Here is an 18,656-nt window from a genome sequence, read left to right as displayed (position 1 = left end):
ATAATATACAAAGATATATAAGCTCCAAACTTTTCAAAAGTATCTATTATGAGCCTAAAATACTAAATTTTTGAACGTTTTAGACTAAAATAGGGGCACTTTTTTCTACCCCAAAAAGGCTAAAGTCTTTATCTGTCAATGCTTTGATAATTAATCAGCAAGCCCTAAATAAGTCAAAATCAAAACCTATAGTAATCTGCCCATAGGCTATAAAATTTTATTATAGAGGCTTGGTATCTAAACTCAAGCAAAAATGGGATTTGGAGACCAAACCCCCTACTGTTTTTTTCACTAATCATTTGGGGTTTCTATATCTACAAAAGCTATCTAAAATTATGTCAAAAGGCAAATTTTAAAACTTTAAAAGTAAGAAAAAATAGAATATTATTCAACAATTAATAATTAATAATTAACAATTACCTCTCCTCGAAAAGAATGAGTTTTAATGAACATAGACTGTTTCAGCTAGCTTTTATAGTTAAGTATAAATTCTGCCTCAATTAGTAAAGCTTTTATCTAAAACTAAAAGCAATAGCTGAATGCTTACAAAATAATAGTTAAAAGTAGAAAATATTTATTAATTTCTAAAAAATTAACCAGTTACTCCGAATCAAAATGACTACAATACTATTTTGGGATATTGACGGCACATTATTAACCACTGGTAACGAAAACTCAAGTCAGCTCAAAGGAAAGTATCTAGAAGAAAAAAAGGCTCTAAACGTAGGCAAAAGGCAATTAAACAATTAGCTAAGAAACATAGAAAAGTAGCTGATACTAGAAAATATTTTCACTTTAAAACTGCTAATGAATTGTTATCTAAGTATGACATTGTAGCAGTAGAAAAGTTGAATATTAAAGGCATGACTAAATCTAGATTAGCTAAGTCTGTACATGATGCAGGTTGGGGAAACTTCAAGACTATATTAGCTAACAAAGCCGTTAGCGCAGCTCCTCTGAAAGAGGAAAAAGCTGGTCAGCTAATTGTAGAGGTTAAACCTCACGGGACGTCAACTGAATGTAGTAATTGTGGTCATAAAGTTAAGAAAACTTTGGCTCAAAGACAGCATGATTGTCCTAAGTGTAATCTATCAATCGGACGTGATTATAATGCTGCAATTAATATTAGAAATAGAGCCAAAGTATTGATTAAAGACTTGTTGCCACCAATCAAATTTGAATCATATCAAGGTACTCAATTGAGCCTATTCTAAATCAATTGAAGAGGAAGGGCATTCCTTGTTAGTTCAGCTTATGTCTACACAGTAGAGTCGCGCTCGTAGCCCGCTTTGTAGCTTGTCTCAAAGTCGGGAGTATGTCACCTTAGAAAAAGTTTATGTGATAGGAGATACGCCACATGATATAAGCTGTTGTCAGGCAATTGGTGCTAGGTATATTGCTGTTGCTACTGGTTCGTATAAATTGGAGGAGTTAGAACAACATAATCCCTGGTGGGCTATACCCTTCTTACCAACACCAGATATTTTTACTGATAAAATAGGTTTAGAGAATAGTTAAAATCTGCCTTTTTCAGAGTTACGATAAATTTGTCAGAAATGATGTTTAAAAATCGTCTTAATTGCAAACTCATTTTGATCAAAACCCAATTTTCTGTTTTGTTACAGAATAATTATGGTTTTAGCTTTCGTCCAACTAAAATTTAAACTTAGGAGATTAAACTATGCCAGCAAGTCCTGAAACCATGAATGCTATTCGGGATTACCATACCAAACTTAAAGTTCTTAATCTAAGCCAACCCGATTCCTACACTTGCCAGAGTACCTGTATTGCTATGGCTGTTGATGACCCAAATATTGAAGATATTCGTCAGCGGTTGGAAGCCATCGGCAGTCCTGGCGATCCGCAAGTAATGGCCGATGTGATTCGTCAGTTTCCGGTTAATTATGAATTGTATCTGAATGCTTCCCTTGATGATGTAAAAACCTGGCTGGAAGAGGGAGATTTTCTGATTACCCATGGTTGGTTAACTCATTCAGGTCATGTAATTTGCCTCTCAGGTCTGGAAATCAATACTGAAAACAATAGTTATAAGTTTGAGGTTAAAGATCCCTGGAGCGAATTCGATGCACCTAACTGGAGGTACGATCTGGGAGGGGATTTCTACGATGGCTATTATTCCAGCTATTGTATCTATGCAGCTTGTGTTGCCAGTAGCAGTTATGGAGATGCTCAAAGTATCTACAACCAAGGGGAGTTAGACTCTAGTTACAAAAATATGTGGGTGCATCGATTCATGCCCTAACCTGCTAACGAAGTCAGAAGTCAGAAGTTAACCTACCCTTAACCCCTCCGGTGGAGTAGGGCTGTTTCATTCTCGATAGACACGGGGACGCGGAGAAACGGAGACACGGGGATGGAGGCTTTTAAGCGGCGTTGAACCAAATATTCTCTTATAGCTTAAAGAGGCTTATTGGCGCTCAAAATCGGCAAATTTTGGCAAATTTCACTGTTCCACTATCCCCATTACTCCCATTCTCCCGCTCATCCTTAATCTACAATACTTTGAAACAGCCCTGCCTTCAAAGGCGGGGTTGCGCGACCCATATTATTTTGATAATTCTCAAATACCAACCCAGACCTTAACTAAAATCATACAAATATACATAAGACCCTGGCTTTTCAAAGGTATCCATCCTCAGACCAATTTCATTCAAATAATAATTTAAAAATCTCCTTTCTGCGGGAATATGAGTATGAGAAAATAATAACCAAACTCTCTTATTTCCCCGCAGTTTATCTAAGTCTTTTTCATATCTTGTCATTTCAGCAATTGATAATTCTTGACCATCATATTTATCTAAATCATCCACACCAATAATATAATCTCCTTCCTGATAACCATATTTTTCTGCATAATACTGAAATTGATATATTCCTCGTTGATAAATATATAAAACATCCCCTGGTTGTTGATTTTTTTGAATATAATTCAGCACAGGTTTAATTTCTGAGTAAGTTATGGGGTCTTCTATCAAATCAATGGCTTTTGATAAAGGTTTATATAACAATAAGATAACCAAGAAAATACCAATAATTTTTATCGGTCGAGCTTTAGATTTTCTCAGAATATAACCTCCACCTGCTGCTATGAGAAAAATTACGAATGGAGTGAGAAATAAAACTAGACGACTGCGAAATGGGTATTGGTGTAAAAAGGATGCCAGAAAAGTTACGAATAATGGAGAAAGTAATAGCAACAAAATTTCTTTTCTGCTCAACCAACAAGAAATACAACCTATTAAAAAAAGGATAATAGCTAATCCATCCATCCATTTAGTAAAACCCAAAGGTTTATAGAAAAATTTGCCAAAAGCATCAAACATCCAAACAATATCAAATGGGGAACTAGGAAAAGCTTTTCCCCAAGAAGTTGTTAGAGTTTCATTGCCAGTTAAATTTCTCAAAGACACAAAATAAAAGATGACAAAACTTAAAACCCAAGCTGAATAAATGAGTAATAAATTTTTGACTTTACTCAGGTCTTTCTGCCAAAAATTAATTAGTAAAGCACTACCCCCAATACTTGCCAAAATAAAGATAGAAGGATGAGAAAACCAAATAGCGATCGCTCCGAGCAAAGAAAATCTAATCATTTGACCAAAGCTCAATTTTGCCTTAACCAAAGGTAGTAACAGTAGATATAAAAAGAGAGCGATCGCTACATCACTAGAATATTGTTTTACTTCTGCGGAATAGTAGACTAAGTATTCCAAACTGGCAAACAAAATTAAGCCTATAGGAATAGCAGGTTTAGAAATCAATTTTTTTGCTAATTCATAAAATAAAAATAACGAACCTACGCCACAAATAAAAGGAAATAAACGTAGAGCATACTCATTATTCCCTAATATCTGAACTGCCAATTTTTCTACCATCAAAAAACCAATCGGCGCACCTTGGTCATAATCCAAAGATTGGAACAATTCCAAATAAGAACGATTGATAATATTCAAAGCCAAAACCGCTTCATCCGCCCATAGAGAACGATTAGATAAATATTGAACTAACCTTACAGCCACCCCAAAAGCAATAATTATATAAGATAGTATTGGTCTGTCAAATAAAAACTTAAAATCTGGTAAATATAACTTTTTATTTCCCATAATTTCCATCCTCAACAAATCCGGTGTAACACAGGCATCTTGCCTGTAATAGCTGCACAAAACTAATAGGAATTTAATAAATTTTTGCTACACTTTCTTAAGTATAGGAGTAAGGGGAGAGAAGGAAAAATAAGAATAATTAACACTAATTGACTAATAATTATCAAAAAAGCTATTCAGTCAGTATTTATTCCTTAATAATGGGAGTTTCACCCAAGTATAGCATTCTTTTTTCACGCTTGGTATAACACCATTTTTAAAAAAGATTGTTACGAATAATAAGAATCATAAATAAACTTTCAAATCAAGTATATTTGACGAAAAAGATAATTTAAAACATCAAAAATGGTATTAAATCTATCCATTCTGAATTCTGGATTCTGAATTCTGGATTCTAAGAAATACCCTAGCTATTTGTAGCAAACATTTATAAAATTGGTATAACACAGGCATCTTGCCTCCTAGGGGTTTAGTCTCCAAACCCCCTACCAAACCTGGAGTTTTTGCTAATAATGTTTTTAATGGTTTTAGGCATTAAATTAAGGCGAGGTACAACTTTGACAGGCAAGATGCCTGTGTTACAAAGGTTTTAAGCCTCCCACACTTCCCTACTCCCCTATTCCCTCAGATTTTCTGAGACTTTCCATCTTGTTTATTCCAACTAAATATTTCCCGAAAAATGGTAAACCAGCAATTGCTGGTAATACATAACGGGATGTACAAAGTAATCCTAAAGCCGCCCCAACTTCTGTAGAAAAATAAGGTTGATAAAACAGAATAAAAGCAGCATCACGAGTACCAACTCCAGCAAAAGTTAAAGGTAATAATCCAGCCAAAATTGCTAAGGGAGATAATGCTAAACTTGCCAAAAGTGGAACCGAAACATTTAACGCTAGAGTAAAAAACCAAATTTGTAATAGATGTCCGAACCAGATAAATATTGAAGTAGTAGCAATTTTCGTTAATTGTACTTTGTCATGCCAAAAATATCTGTGCATTTCTATCCAAGAAAGCTCTAAACTATCAATCTTTGAATATATTTTTTTCGGAGCAATTTTCCGTGCTATTTGAAAAAATATATTAGTAAATTTGCGAGAAGATAATAATAATAATCCAATAATTAATCCTAAAGTTACTCCAGCAGTCATCACCCAAAATAATAAATCTTTTTCTGGATAAACAATCAATCCAAAAGCACACCAGATTAACAAAGAAACTAAATCGCAAGCCTTTTCAAATATCACTAGAGAAAGAGATAAACTTCCCTCTAAATGTCCTCTTTGTTTCATAAAATAAGCTTTGACAATATCCCCCATTTTTGAGGGTAATATCATATTTAATACACTGGCAGCTAAAATTAATTGATTTGCTTCTCCAAAATTTAGATAAGATGATGATTTATTCCCTCTTTTTGGCATTAATTGTTGTAATCGCCAAGCAGTTAACATTGTCAATGGCGCTATCATACTAACACTAATTACCATCCATACAGGGTGAGAATTTTGGAATACTTTTATCAGTCCAGAAAAATCAATTTTCCAATAGATAGCTGTCAGAATAAGTAAACTGATAATTATAGAAATTAGTCGTTTCATAAGTGATATAGAATCTGGGTAATTAGTTATAGGGAATAGGGAATAAGGTAGGGACGTTGCATGCAACGTCCCTACAGATTATTTCGTTTATGAGTTGTTCGGGAACAAGTATAGCAATGAGCGCTCAGGTATTTACAATGTCCAGCAGCTTTGTTGCATGAAAGTAGCGTTCTTAACATCCATTCCGCAGCTTAATCGCTCTAAGCACGCGATTATTGATGTTCTATTTAGGGCTTGCTGATTAAATATCAAAGCATTTACAGGTAAAGGTTTTAACCTTTTTAGGGTCGAAAAAAGTGCGCCTGTTTCAGCTCTTCACGCTCAAAAAGTTAGTATTTTAGGTGCATAGTTGGGCAGAACAATCTTGGGACAATTCTTAACTACTACCTCCTCTAAATTCCCATTTCTTCTGTCTCCTGTCTCCTGTCTCCTGTCTTCTACCCTCACCCATAAGACTTTTTCAGCAAGCCCTATTTACTATTGTCCAATAGTTATTGCTCTGCACAGAAAGCGTTGGCGGAGTAAGTGCGGCAGCTTAATCGCTCTGTTTGGCGACTATTGATGTTCTATTTACTATTGTCCAATAGTTATTGCTCTGCACAGAAAGCGTTGGCGGAGTAAGTGCGGCAGCTTAATCGCTCTGTTTGGCGACTATTGATGTTCTATTTACTATTGTCCAATAGTTATTGCTCTGCACAGAAAGCGTTGGCGGAGCAAGTGCGGCAGCTTAATCGCTCTGTTTGGCGACTATTGATGTTCTATTTACTATTGTCCAATAGTTATTGCTCTGCACAGAAAGCGTTGGCGGAGTAAGTGCGGCAGCTTAATCGCTCTGTTTGGCGATTATTGATGTTCTATTTACTATTGTCCAATAGTTATTGCTCTGCACAGAAAGCGTTGGCGGAGCAAGTGCGGCAGCTTAATCGCTCTGTTTGGCGATTATTGATGTTCTATTTACTATTGTCCAATAGTTATTGCTCTGCACAGAAAGCGTTAGCGGAGTAAGCGTTGGCGGAGCAAGTGCGGCAGCTTAATCGCTCTGTTTGGCGATTATTGATGTTCTATTTACTATTGTCCAATAGTTATTGCTCTGCACAGAAAGCGTTAGCGGAGTAAGCGTTGGCGGAGCAAGTGCGGCAGCTTAATCGCTCTGTTTGGCGATTATTGATGTTCTATTTACTATTGTCCAATAGTTATTGCTCTGCACAGAAAGCGTTAGCGGAGTAAGCGTTGGCGGAGCAAGTGCGGCAGCTTAATCGCTCTGTTTGGCGACTATTGATGTTCTATTTACTATTGTCCAATAGTTAGGGCTTGCGCTCATAAAGCTAAAAGTCAGGATAGCCAAGAGTTAGGAGCTTTTCATATTCAATTTATATCCTAGTTATTAGCTAGTTTGGCATCAATTTATATCATGTTCGGTTGAATACTTATAATATCTGCAGACCGAAGGCAGCTATGCTGAGGGCAGAAGGCAGAAGGGAAAGAGCAAGGTTAGAAGGCAGAAGGTTTTTTATAACTGATTATCCGAACATGATATTACTGAAATTTTCTGCTGAAATTCAAGAAAATTTCTTCACATAAAATGGCCGAAACCGTTGCCTATTCGCTCTAATCTCCGCGTCTCCGCGTCTCCGTGTCCCCGTGTCCTACCCCCACCAACCAATTTTTTCAGCAGACCCCAGTTATGGCTGACCGTTAAAATATCAAAGCTTTTACCTGTAAAGGTTTCAGCTTTTTGATTTCAAATACTGATGTTCTATTTATCTATTGTCCAATAGTTACAGCAGTTTCAGCGCACATTGCTATAGATATGCGGAGCAAGTGCGGCAGCTATATACTTTCATGCAACAAAGCCATGTCCAGCTCAAAGTGCAGTAAGCGAAAAGGTGTACAAAAAATAATGTGTAAATATGTCAGCGCACATTAGACATCTCCGAAAAAGATATAGATTTTTTGCAGGAGTAGGCAACAGCTCATCTGGCAACGGGCAACAGGTAATATCATGTCCGGATAATTAGTGATAAAAAAACTTTCTCCTTCAACTCCAGTTCTTCTTCTTTCTTCCCTCTTTCCTCCTGACTCCTGAGGACTGAGGACTGACTCCTCCGTAGTTATTTATTTATCACTGTTCAACCGGACATGATATAAGATGTTTTTACGAAAAAGGCACGAAAAAAGATTTTTTAGGGTGAATTTTTCGTATCCTTAGCCTGCTCTAATTAAAAGATTTATTTTCTAGAGATGTCTATTGCTATAGTGAAAGAGGTATTCATAATTCTGATGTTGATTACGGTCAGTCCAAATATCTTACAGCAGTTTTTAAATGGGTAAACCACAGTTAAAAAGTTAGGTGGTAGGTGTTAAGTGTTAGGTGGTAAGCGAAACGAGGGCTGCGAATTCCACAATAGATGCCTGACTTTGTGGTCTACTCGAGTGAAAAGCGCTGTAATTCATAGTTTCAGGACTTACGGAAAGGCACTATTTATAGAGTAAAGTAACTGTTGGACAATAGTTTTGAGCGCTATATATAGCGTATCTGCGTAAGTCCTAAGTTTGATTCACCAACGCCAAATTACCCTTTGAACCTTTCTTTCTCTCCTGACTCCTGAGGACTGAGGACTGACTCCTTCTTCAATATGCCGGAACTTTAACAACCTCATTACCAGACAAACCAAAAGCTTTGTGAATAGCTTGCAACGCTTTTACACCATCCTCCTCTTCTACCACACAACTAATTTTAATTTCCGAAGTAGCAATCATCAAAATATTGATTTGACTTGCTGCCAACGCCTCAAACATTTGCGCTGCCACCCCTGGATGTGCAATCATTCCAGACCCCACTACACTCACTTTAGAAATAGCACTCTCCAACACCACTTCTCCCCAACCAAACTCTAATGCTGCATTTACCAAAATTTGATATGCAGTTTCTCCCTCTGGTTGGGAGACAGTAAAAGCAAGATCGCGAGTCAAAACCCCATTCACACTATGACAACGTTGTGACTGAATAATCATATCCACACTAATATTATTCTGCGCCAATAAACCAAATATTTTAGCTGCAACACCTGGAGTATCCGGAATTTGACGTACCGCTAGTCTTGCTTGCTTCATGTCTAAAGCAACTGCTCGCACTGGTGGGGTAACTTCTTCCGACTCAGAAGCAGTAGAGTTAGTAGAAATATCTGCAACATCCACATCAAATGCTTGACACAAAGAACTAACCGCCTTTTCACAATCTTCTGCATCAACCACACAACTGACCTTAACTTCCGAAGTAGAAATCATTAATATATTTACTCCTACTGCTGCCAAAGTCTCAAACATTTTTGCTGCTACTCGTGGTCGTCCGATCATTCCCGCACCCACAAGACTGACTTTAGCAATAGGTCGCTCTTCTGTTCTGACTTCCGGTTCGCCCAAACTGGGGTCAGAATTTTTTCCTAAAGCAGGTAGTATAGCATCCGCTACTGCTGCCGCTTGTTTCAAAGTATCTTTGCCGACTGTGAAGGCAATATCATTAGTATTGCTTTCGTGAATAGATTGAATAATCAAATCTACATCTATATTTTGTACCGCAATACCAGAAAATAATTTGGCTGCCACACCAGGGCGATCAGGAACGCGCAACAGAGAAACTCCTCCTTGGTTAATGTCATATTCCACAGCATCTACAGATTTTGTCAACTCCAAATCTTGCAAAGCACGATGTTGGGGTATTGGGGAAACTACACGAGTACCAGGAGCATCGCTCCAACTAGATAAAACTACTAACGGCATTCCATAATTTCGAGCAATTTCCACTGCTCTCGGGTGCAGCACTTTTGCCCCTAAACTTGCCAACTCCAACATTTCATCACAGGTAATGTCTGACATTAACTGCGCTTCAGGTACTATGCGGGGGTCAGTTGTTAAAATTCCAGGTACGTCTGTATATATTTCACATCTTTCTGCTTGGAGTGCTGCTGCTAAAGCGACTGCGGAAGTATCCGAACCGCCTCTACCTAATGTTGTGATTTCCTGGTAGCGAGTCTGACTAATACCTTGGAAACCTGCAACGACTACAACTTCTCCCATTTGAATATGTTCTTCTATGCGTTCGGTTTGAATATGTAAAATACGAGCGCGGGAATGTTCAGCTTCTGTGACTATTCCTACCTGCGCTCCAGTAAGGGAAATAGCTGACACTCCCAACTCTTGTAAGGCCATACTCAAGAGAGCGATGGTCACTTGTTCCCCTGTGGATAATAGCATATCCATTTCTCGGCGACAGGGGTTGGAGGAGATTTCCTTTGCCAGTTTGACTAAACCATCTGTGGTTTTTCCCATAGCTGAGACTACTACTACTACTGAGCGATCGCTTGCTGTTTTAGCTATACGTTGGGCCACTGCTTTAATTCTTTCCACAGAGCCGACTGATGTACCACCGTATTTTTGGACTATTAGCATATTGATTTCAGAATTAGACTATTAAAATATAAACTGTATTAATTTAAATTCTTCCGTTAAAAGTTGTAAACCGGATTGATTAAAGTGTATCTTTTTATATTTAATTTGGTGTGATAACTTTAATTTCAGAACATTAAGAAAAATTGTATTAGTTTGACGGAGCAGAATATTATGAACAATCTAATAAATAAAACTGCCACAATGCAAGCGCTAGTTCTGTGCGATCTTGGCAAGTTAAAAGTCCGTGAAGTTCCTAAACCTCAAGTTGATTCTAATGAAATCCTGTTACGCACATCAGCGGTTGGTTTATGCGGTTCGGACTTTCACATTTTTTCTGGGGAACATTGACTTAATCAAATAATAACGATACAATACGTTAAAAAGCATACCATTAGATAAACTGCCCTCAATCTCCATGAAGTCCATCAGAACTAAACTCAAATTAAATAATCAACAAAAAACTTTGATGGCACAACACGCAGGTTATAGCAGATGGTGCTACAACTGGGGTTTAAGTCTATGGAATGCTGCATATATTGATGGTTACAAGCCCAACCCTCGTAAACTCAGAGAGGTTTTTACCAATCACACCAAACCACTCTACCCCTGGATGAAAAACTTATCATCTAAAGTTTATCAATATGCTTTTATTAACTTGGGTGAAGCATTTAAAAGGTTCTTCCAAGGCTTAGGTAAACGCCCAAGATTTAAAAAGAAAGGTAAGTCTGATTCATTCACCATAGATAATTGTGGAAAACCAATAGAATTAAACGGATGGAATCACAAATTACCTTTTATTGGTATAGTCAAAACTTATGAACCAATTGAAGCAACAACTAAAAAAATAACTATCAGCAGACAAGCTGGTGACTGGTATTTAAGTTGCAGCTATGAATTTACTCCAACCTCAACACCAAAAACCACAGAAGTTGTAGGTGTAGATTTAGGAATTAAGACACTAGCAACACTAAGTACAGGTGAAGTATTCAAGAGTATTAAGCCCTACAAAAAAGCGCAAAACAGATTAGCTAAGTTACAACAACAACTGAGTAGGAAAGTTAAGCATTCAAGCAATTGGTACAAAGCTGTAGTCAAGCTAGCAAAACAACATAGACGAGTAGCTAACATCCGTAAAGACGCACTTGATAAATTGACAACATATTTAGCCAAAAACCACGGCACTGTTGTGATTGAAGTATGACAATGTGTCTGGTATGTTAGCTAACCATAAGCTAGCTAAATCAATTAGCAGATAGTGATTTTATGAATTTAGAAGACAGCTAGAATACAAGTGTCAATGGTATGGCTGTGAATTAGTAGTAGTAGACAGATTTTTTCCATCATCAAAAACTTGCTCTAATTGTGGTCATGTACAGGATATGCCTTTAAATATCAGAACTTATGACTGCCCAGAATGCGGTTTATCCATTGAGAGAGACTTGAATGCCTCAATTAATTTAAGAAAGCGAGTGTGTAATTCCGAGGTTTCCTCGGAATGTAAGACACACTCAAGAAGTGCGGTCGGCTTGACCGTTGATGCCTGTGGACGGAGTGCTGCCGACAGTTCCGGTGGAAGCAGGAAGTAAACATGAAAATGTCACGCTATGTGACGTTTTATATCAGTTTTATGAAGCAGGTTCTGGAAATTTCAACGACCGGGGACGCTCATTAACCTACTCTCAAGCACTCAGAGCGCTGGAAGAGAAACAGATAGATGTGTCTTCATTGATTACACATCGTTACGACTCCCTGGAAACTGTACCACAAGCGTTTATCCATGACCACAAATTGTCGGATTATATTAAAGGTGTGATGGTGTTGTGATCGAAGTTAGGATTCGGTTAATAACTTTTAACCGAATTGATTAAAATGTTGTATAATTTAATATTTAAAAAAGAGTCAATTTGAGTCAAATATTGATAATTTATCTCATGCCAGAAATTAATTGGATGACAATTTTAGAATCACAACAAGATGAATTTATTATCAAACTAAAAGACATGATGCCTGGTTTTACAAGGGGAAAATACGATTTTGATGAGGCTATTCATCTATATTCTGTATGTGATGGTGATGATGAAAAAGAAGAACAAATGAATTGGTTTTGTACGGAGTTAACATACAAATATAATCATGGGAATTTATTGCCCGATAAATTTATGAATTATAAAATAGGTAAAATAGGAGAAGAATCTGTAAAACAATATTTAGGTAAATTAATTAGTGATGTTGATTACGAGTTATATGAATGGGGAGATGATGGAACAGATTTCTATTTAAGGGATAAGAGAGCAGTAAGTTTACAAGTTAAAACTACTTGCTTTAATAGAATCTTGGAGAAAGATATTGATTGTGAAATAGATGAATTTATTTATGAGTTATCTGAGGGATATGTCAACCTAGAACATGATTTATGCCAGAATTTTCTAGATATAGTTAAATGGAAAATAAGTGAAAAAGAACAAAATAAAAGCCAAGTTTGTATTTTTGTTCTATTGTTAAATCAGGTAGTAGGAGATAGAATATCTAGCTATGTTGATATTGAAAAAATAGATAAAGATTTGATACTATACCGAATGATAACGAATTCTAGTTCTCCACAAATAGATCTTAGTTACAGTTCTATATTATGTGGATTTAAACCAACAGATTTATTAAAACCTGATACAGATATTTATTTAAAAGACCTATTTTATATTGGTGGACTAAAAGGCTATCTAAAACATTTTACTTAAAGTTATTAGAAGGAAAAGACTATAAATTTTCAGTTTCAGTACCAATAGATTTTTATCTCTTTTTGTAGACCGCCAAGCTATTGTCATTATTAACACCTTGGAAATCAAATCCTGCTTCATCAAATAATTTTTGATAAGCATCCTGTCTAAAGAGGGTAATTGTTATATCATGTCCGGTTGAATACTTACACTTAGGGGGAAGGAAGGCAGCTATGCTGGAGGCAGAAGGCAGAAGGGAATATTGGTTTAAAGGGAGAAAGTTTTTTTATCACTGATTATCCGGACATGATATAATTAGTAATTCCTGTATATTGATTAACCATTTTTTTTACCAAAAAGTTACAACTAATCGTCAGATTTAATTATATCAATTTTTTTCCTATTTTTGAGAAAATAGTGTTAGTTGATTTGACAAATTATTTTTCTTATTTAGCATCATTTTTTCCAAATTATTCATAAATTTACCATAAATTTTCAGCTTCAATATTAGTAGTTATGGTGGTGCTGCATTGTAATGGTTGTACATTGTCATTATTTTTGTTACGAGAACAGTGGGAGCATCTTGCTCCCGTGCCTAGTATTCCTTTTTCCTGTATACCATTACTATGCAGGACTACCGTAGTTATTATCCTCAGTTTTTGACTTGCAATAGTTTTCTAGTTGATGAGGTACAAAGTTTTATTGTTCTAGGGAATAGGAAATATAAGAATAGTCCTATAAGTGTACCTCACTATCCTCAAAATTACTGTAATTTATGGGTTTAAAAGACTGAGAAATACAATCTATTATCCCTGACTTTTCCTTGAAAAATAATCAGAATTATTCAGGAATTTTCCATAATTTTTCAGCTTCAGTGCCAACAGTTCTTATCCTCAATTTTTGACTTAATCTCTGAGTTTGAGAAGCTGAGAAATGTGACTTCCAATCTCCTACTTTTCCTTGACGAATAAATGGAGTCATATTAGTAGGACGTTGACTAGACCAACGACTTTGATTTTTGCTCATGCTAGTAAAGCTTGTATGGTAAAGAATGCTTTCTAGAATTTGTGGATTTTCGATTTTTTCTACATAGCGATCGCCTAAAAACTTTGCTATGGCAATAATATTTTCTTTCGGGTTATTTTTCATAGATTCATAAGTTAAAAATAGAACATTTTTATTGCTTTTATGTTGCACCCAACCAACTAAATGGTCGAAGTAATCTCCACAGTCTACTTCTCCATTAATAAAACATTCAAAAAAGTCATCAAATGTACCTTCAGCAAAATCATAATGTTTGATGAATCCTTTAGTATGATAATAAAAAGAAACAGCACAGTCGAAAGGATTACGAGCTATATAAATGTATTTTGAATCGGGATTATAGGGAGTTAAATCGTAATTCAAATGGGTTTTTATGAAACGAGGTTCGGATAAAGATTTCACAAAATCACTTCCCACTTCTTCCAGGTGAGGAACTTCTAAATTAATATTTTTACCTAAAGATAATGGTTTTCCATCGTGAGATAACATCCAAACAATATATTGAGTCCAAGTTGTTCCACATTTAGGATAAGTGACAATAAAAGTGTCTGTTGTTTGAGCTTGATATGTAAGTCCAGAGTCAAAATTTCTTGGAGAAAATCCCATTGGTAGGCGAAAATTTTTGTGCAGTGTATAGCTTGGTTTTATACTTTGTTTCATCAAGGCAAATTCCTGGTTATTTCAGTTATTAGTTAAAGTAAGAAGGAAGAAGGAAGAAGGAAGAGGGAAGAAGGAAGAGGGAAGAGGGAGTAAATATTAGACATCTCCAGAAAATAAATCTTTTAATTAGGGCTTACCGATCTAATATCAAAGCATTGACTGATATTGGTTTTAGCCTTTTTAGGGTCGAATTGCAGTGCGCCTGTTTCAGTCTAAAACACTCAAAAAGGAGCATATTTTAGGGGCATAATTGGGCAGAAAAATCATTCTTACAATTCTTACTCCTACCTCCTCGCTCATTCCCATTTCTCCTATCTCCTGTCTACTATCTCCTTCCCTCACCAATAATACTTTTTCAGCAAACCCTAATTAGAGCAGGCTAAGGATACGAAAAATTAACCCTAAAAAATATTTTTTCGTGCCTTTTTCGTAAAAATATCTTACCGAATAATTAAGGTTTAAAGCCTCTCCTTTAAAGGAGAAACAAGAAAAAATTTTCCTTTTATTCAATCCTCTTCCTTTTAGGAATAGGTAATTATCAATTATCCATTATTAATTATCCATTATTGAACTGTTGCCTGTTGCCTACTCCTGCAAAAAACCTATATCTTTTTCGGAGATATCTATTGAATAATATAGCAATTTTAAATTTGCTGTGACAATTTTTATAATAGTTAATTTGGACTTAAAATCTTGAAAATTTTTTACCGAAAAATTAAGGTTTAAAGCCTCTCCATTCATGGATAAAAAAGAAAAAAATTCCTTTTAACCTAATCCTCTTATTTCCAAGGAGAGGTAATTCTAAATTCTTAATTCTAAATTCTTAATTCTTGAAGTCGCCAATCCGACTGCTCCCCTATCTTACTCCTAACTACTACCAAAATATTACAACTTAAATAGGATTGCTATACTATTTTGAAACAAGAATACCACAAAAGGTAGAGGTAAATCGGATGGGTGCATCTCAATTTTGAATAAAGCCAAAAATTTATCGCTGTAAGCATTCAGCTATTAGCAGTCAGCTCTTCCTTCGGAATGCTACGCAAACAGCAATAAAAATGAATGAACCAAGTATTTGCTTAACTTCTGCTGCATTTTTGAACAAAGAATTAAAGCACAAGAACAACGAGTTGAAATTGTCCACTCAAGGTAATAAAGCTGATAACTGACCGCTGAATGCTTACTTATCGCTTTTAGGTAACAGGAAATAGAGAATAGGGAATATATAGGAAAAAAGTATTTTTGCAAATATGAGATGCACCCAATCGAATATGCTTAGAAATAACTGTTCCAATTCATTTTAGATAGTTATATCTCTCATTGTTCCCTTTATTTGAAAAATTCCCCCTTCTTCCTTCTTCCTTCTTCCTTCTTTCTGACTTATTGGGTTGACTCCTAAATAATTAAGATTAATATTATACACTAATTCAGCAGCACCTTTTTTCAAATTGCTCTAATTATTTCTATGTTCTATCCTCCTCCAGAAACATTTGAAAATCCCAGAGATTCTTATCGTAATCCATGGATTTTTGGTATTTTAATTATTGTTGTTATTTTCATATTTATAATCATGTATTCTCTCGAATCTCCAGCCCAATTTTTAACAGATCCATTTCTCCAAGCTCCAACAGAAAAGTCTGTACAAGTTGTTTGGTTTACTAAATTTCCTGGCAAAGGTCATTTTGTAGTTTATGGTGAAAATTTGAATCAAATTGTTGAGGCAAATACTACTAAACTAAGTCGCACTCGTGAAGACCAAGATTCTCGCGTAGGAAAACAAACAGAAAAAGGTTTAATTTATCAACAACCTATTATGCGAGATATCTGGCGACATGAAGCCAAAGTTATTGGTTTAACACCTAATATTTCTGTGCCATATCAAATTATTAGCCAAAAAGAAAATGGGGAAAATATGAGGAGCAAAATTTTTACTTTGGCTGCTAAACCAACCTCTGATAGACCTTTAAAAATTCTCCTAACTTCCGACCATCAATTAAAACCAATGACTTCTGCAAATCTACAAAAGGTAACAGAAAATTTTGATAAATTAGACGCTATTTTTTTTGCTGGAGATTTAGTTAATATTCCTGATCGTGCCTCAGAATGGTTTGATGATAATCGAGGAAATTCTTTTTTTTCTAATCTCCAAGGTAGGGCTAATTATGAATTAGAAAAAAATGGCAAAAAAACTATTTATAAAGGTGGGGAGTTAATCCAAAATATGCCTCTTTTTCCAGCAATTGGCAACCACGAAGTAATGGGTATATTTTCCATGAAAACTTCTTTAAATTACCAATTTAGTCAACCCTACCCACGGGATGCTGCATCAGATTTATATAGGCAAAATTCCACAAATATTAATCCTGATATAGCTTGGTTAAAAAATAATTCTTTTAATACTGACACTTACCAAGAAATTTTTACGCTACCTCAAAATGGTTCAGAAGAAAAAAATTATTATGCTGTAACTTTTGGCGATGTACGTTTAGTAGTTTTATATATTACGAATATCTGGAGAGTTCCTCATTTAAGAGATAATGCGAGAGGTAAATATCGGGAGCGAAAAAAAGATTTTGATAACCCGACTGAATGGGGTTATGGTCAGCATATTTTTGAACCTATCGATCGAGGTAGCGAGCAATATAATTGGTTAGAAAAAGAATTGGCAAGTGAGGAATTTAAACAAGCTAAATACAAAGTCGTAATGTTTCACCATCCGCCTCATTCTCTTGGTGAAAATATTGCTCCTGCTTATACTAATCCAGTGCAATTTATTGACAGAGATAAAAATGGCAATATTACGATGATTCGTTATGAATATCCCCAACAAAATGACTATATTATTCGAGATGTTTTACCTTTGTTAGAAACTGCTGGCGTACAGTTAGTATTTTATGGGCATTCTCATCTTTGGAATCGTTTTGTTAGTCCGAGTGGAATGCACTTTCTAGAAACATCAAATGTGGGTAATAGTTATGGAGCTTATGTAGAAGATAAAAAGCGAAATGTACCTTTAGATTATCAGGAAAAATATGCTGAAGTTGGTAATCCTAATGGTTTAGAACCGATAATTCCAACCATTGCACCTTTGCTAGATGAAAAGGGAAAACCTCAACCTTATATTGCTAGTAATGATATTACAGTTTTTAGTATTTTTGAGACCGAGACAGGAACAGTTAGTAGTTACTATTTTGATACCAGAAAACCTAATTCTAATGTAGTAAAATTTGATGAATTTAAACTTTTTTAGGGAGTATGGAATAGGGAATAGGTAGGGTTTGCCGATCAAATAACAAAGCATTGACAGATAAAACTTTGAGCAATTTTAGGTTTGGAAAAAGTACCAGCTTTTCGATCAATAGAGCTGAAAAAGTGAGGATTTTGGGGTAACGCGAGGCAGAAAAATTAAGGGACTATTCTTCTGTACGGGCGATTCAGATAGATGCCCCTACAACTCCCATTTCCTCCTGACTCCTGACTCCTGACTCCTGACTCCTTCCCCTATTTTTTAACCCAAAAAATTAGCTAGAGCAACTCCAATAAAAGTAGCTAAAGCATAACCAAAAATACCACAAAGAATGGCAGGAGTTACTAATTGATACCAATTTTTGGCTTTTGCCATAGCAGCAGCAGTAGTAGGACCTCCCAAATTGGCGTTAGAAGCGACAACTAACTCAGCTAATTCTAAGTTTAATAATTTACCAGCTAGTAACAGAAAAAGTAAATGAACGGTCAAAATTACCCCAGCGAAAAAAAATAAAAATGGTCCAAATTCTAGAACTTTCCAGATATTAGCACTAGCTCCAATTACGGCAAAAAATATCTGCATTAATAAAGTACCAATTTTGTCTGCTACTGTTAATTTTCCTAAATATTGGGGAAATATTGTGGCTAGAGAAACTATTAAAATAGTGGTGAATAAAATTGCTGCTTTAGAAATGCCTAATAAATTAGCAATACTAATACCTAATGCACCTGAAATTCCACTAATAGCTAATGCTTGACTCATATCTAGAACAGATAATTCTTGTGTTAGTGACTCAGAAAAATTCCTTTTACTTTGTTCTAGA

11 protein-coding genes and 2 pseudogenes are annotated in these 18,656 nt (G+C 35.6%); 8 read left to right on the top strand and 5 right to left on the bottom strand.

The window, feature by feature from the left end:
• The first annotated feature begins 615 nt into the window (after positions 1-615).
• From F6K54_RS43085 to F6K54_RS21880, 4 genes and pseudogenes are all read left to right on the top strand, one after another.
• Positions 616-750: a hypothetical protein gene (locus F6K54_RS43085; RefSeq protein ID WP_366558191.1), complete on the top strand. Its 135-nt coding sequence runs from the start codon at positions 616-618 to the stop codon at positions 748-750.
• A pseudogene (locus tag F6K54_RS21890) lies at positions 729-1,214 on the top strand (RNA-guided endonuclease InsQ/TnpB family protein); the annotation flags it as partial. The gene F6K54_RS43085 and the pseudogene F6K54_RS21890, both read left to right, overlap by 22 nt.
• Before the next feature lie 82 nt (positions 1,215-1,296).
• Positions 1,297-1,518: an HAD family hydrolase gene (locus F6K54_RS21885; RefSeq protein ID WP_293081857.1), complete on the top strand. Its 222-nt coding sequence runs from the start codon at positions 1,297-1,299 to the stop codon at positions 1,516-1,518.
• Between the two features lie 163 nt (positions 1,519-1,681).
• Complete coding sequence (locus F6K54_RS21880) at positions 1,682-2,263, top strand: hypothetical protein (RefSeq protein WP_293081855.1); 582 nt, start codon at positions 1,682-1,684, stop codon at positions 2,261-2,263.
• Between the two features lie 337 nt (positions 2,264-2,600).
• Here F6K54_RS21880 and F6K54_RS21875 read toward each other — a convergent pair whose 3' ends face one another.
• The 3 genes from F6K54_RS21875 to F6K54_RS21865 all read right to left on the bottom strand — a co-directional run bounded on the left by F6K54_RS21875 (position 2,601) and on the right by F6K54_RS21865 (position 10,168).
• On the bottom strand, positions 2,601-4,124 hold the full coding sequence (locus tag F6K54_RS21875) for a glycosyltransferase family 39 protein (RefSeq protein WP_293081852.1): 1,524 nt from the start codon (positions 4,122-4,124) through the stop codon (positions 2,601-2,603).
• 608 nt (positions 4,125-4,732) lie between these two features.
• Positions 4,733-5,719 (bottom strand): lysylphosphatidylglycerol synthase transmembrane domain-containing protein, encoded by a 987-nt coding sequence (locus tag F6K54_RS21870; RefSeq protein WP_293081850.1) that lies wholly within the window; start codon positions 5,717-5,719, stop codon positions 4,733-4,735.
• Positions 5,720-8,350: 2,631 nt separating this feature from the next.
• On the bottom strand, positions 8,351-10,168 hold the full coding sequence (locus tag F6K54_RS21865) for an aspartate kinase (RefSeq protein ID WP_293081847.1): 1,818 nt from the start codon (positions 10,166-10,168) through the stop codon (positions 8,351-8,353).
• 171 nt (positions 10,169-10,339) lie between these two features.
• Between F6K54_RS21865 and F6K54_RS21860 the strand changes: the two genes are divergently transcribed.
• The 3 genes and pseudogenes from F6K54_RS21860 to F6K54_RS21850 all read left to right on the top strand — a co-directional run bounded on the left by F6K54_RS21860 (position 10,340) and on the right by F6K54_RS21850 (position 12,903).
• Positions 10,340-10,516, top strand: coding sequence for a hypothetical protein (locus F6K54_RS21860; RefSeq protein WP_293081844.1), 177 nt, complete (start codon positions 10,340-10,342; stop codon positions 10,514-10,516).
• A 61-nt stretch (positions 10,517-10,577) separates the two neighbouring features.
• Positions 10,578-11,754, top strand: a pseudogene (locus F6K54_RS21855) (RNA-guided endonuclease InsQ/TnpB family protein).
• Positions 11,755-12,099: 345 nt separating this feature from the next.
• Positions 12,100-12,903, top strand: coding sequence for a hypothetical protein (locus F6K54_RS21850; protein WP_293081841.1), 804 nt, complete (start codon positions 12,100-12,102; stop codon positions 12,901-12,903).
• 819 nt (positions 12,904-13,722) lie between these two features.
• Here the strand turns inward: F6K54_RS21850 and F6K54_RS21845 are convergent.
• Entirely contained in the window at positions 13,723-14,586 is an 864-nt protein-coding gene (locus F6K54_RS21845) for a sulfotransferase domain-containing protein (RefSeq protein ID WP_293081838.1), read from the bottom strand.
• A 1,465-nt stretch (positions 14,587-16,051) separates the two neighbouring features.
• Here F6K54_RS21845 and F6K54_RS21840 point away from each other — a divergent pair.
• On the top strand, positions 16,052-17,836 hold the full coding sequence (locus tag F6K54_RS21840; RefSeq protein ID WP_293081835.1) for a metallophosphoesterase: 1,785 nt from the start codon (positions 16,052-16,054) through the stop codon (positions 17,834-17,836).
• Between the two features lie 258 nt (positions 17,837-18,094).
• Here the strand turns inward: F6K54_RS21840 and F6K54_RS21835 are convergent.
• Positions 18,095-18,656, bottom strand: a 562-nt coding sequence (locus tag F6K54_RS21835; protein ID WP_293081832.1) for a DUF819 family protein, incomplete at its 5' end; no start/stop codon positions are given.

Origin of the sequence: Okeania sp. SIO3B5 (assembly GCF_010692555.1) — a bacterium.
Taxonomy (GTDB): Bacteria; Cyanobacteriota; Cyanobacteriia; order Cyanobacteriales; family Microcoleaceae; genus Okeania.
This window is presented reverse-complemented; position numbering and strand designations above follow the sequence as displayed.

What these genes read in the sequence shown, in the direction of transcription:
- F6K54_RS43085 (WP_366558191.1), top strand. Translation starts at nt 616, where the DNA reads ATGACTACAATACTATTTTGGGATATTGACGGCACATTATTAACCACT.
- F6K54_RS21880 (WP_293081855.1), top strand. Translation starts at nt 1,682, where the DNA reads ATGCCAGCAAGTCCTGAAACCATGAATGCTATTCGGGATTACCATACC.
- F6K54_RS21875 (WP_293081852.1), bottom strand. Translation starts at nt 4,124, where the DNA reads ATGGGAAATAAAAAGTTATATTTACCAGATTTTAAGTTTTTATTTGAC.
- F6K54_RS21870 (WP_293081850.1), bottom strand. Translation starts at nt 5,719, where the DNA reads ATGAAACGACTAATTTCTATAATTATCAGTTTACTTATTCTGACAGCT.
- F6K54_RS21865 (WP_293081847.1), bottom strand. Translation starts at nt 10,168, where the DNA reads ATGCTAATAGTCCAAAAATACGGTGGTACATCAGTCGGCTCTGTGGAA.
- F6K54_RS21860 (WP_293081844.1), top strand. Translation starts at nt 10,340, where the DNA reads ATGAACAATCTAATAAATAAAACTGCCACAATGCAAGCGCTAGTTCTG.
- F6K54_RS21850 (WP_293081841.1), top strand. Translation starts at nt 12,100, where the DNA reads ATGCCAGAAATTAATTGGATGACAATTTTAGAATCACAACAAGATGAA.
- F6K54_RS21845 (WP_293081838.1), bottom strand. Translation starts at nt 14,586, where the DNA reads ATGAAACAAAGTATAAAACCAAGCTATACACTGCACAAAAATTTTCGC.
- F6K54_RS21840 (WP_293081835.1), top strand. Translation starts at nt 16,052, where the DNA reads ATGTTCTATCCTCCTCCAGAAACATTTGAAAATCCCAGAGATTCTTAT.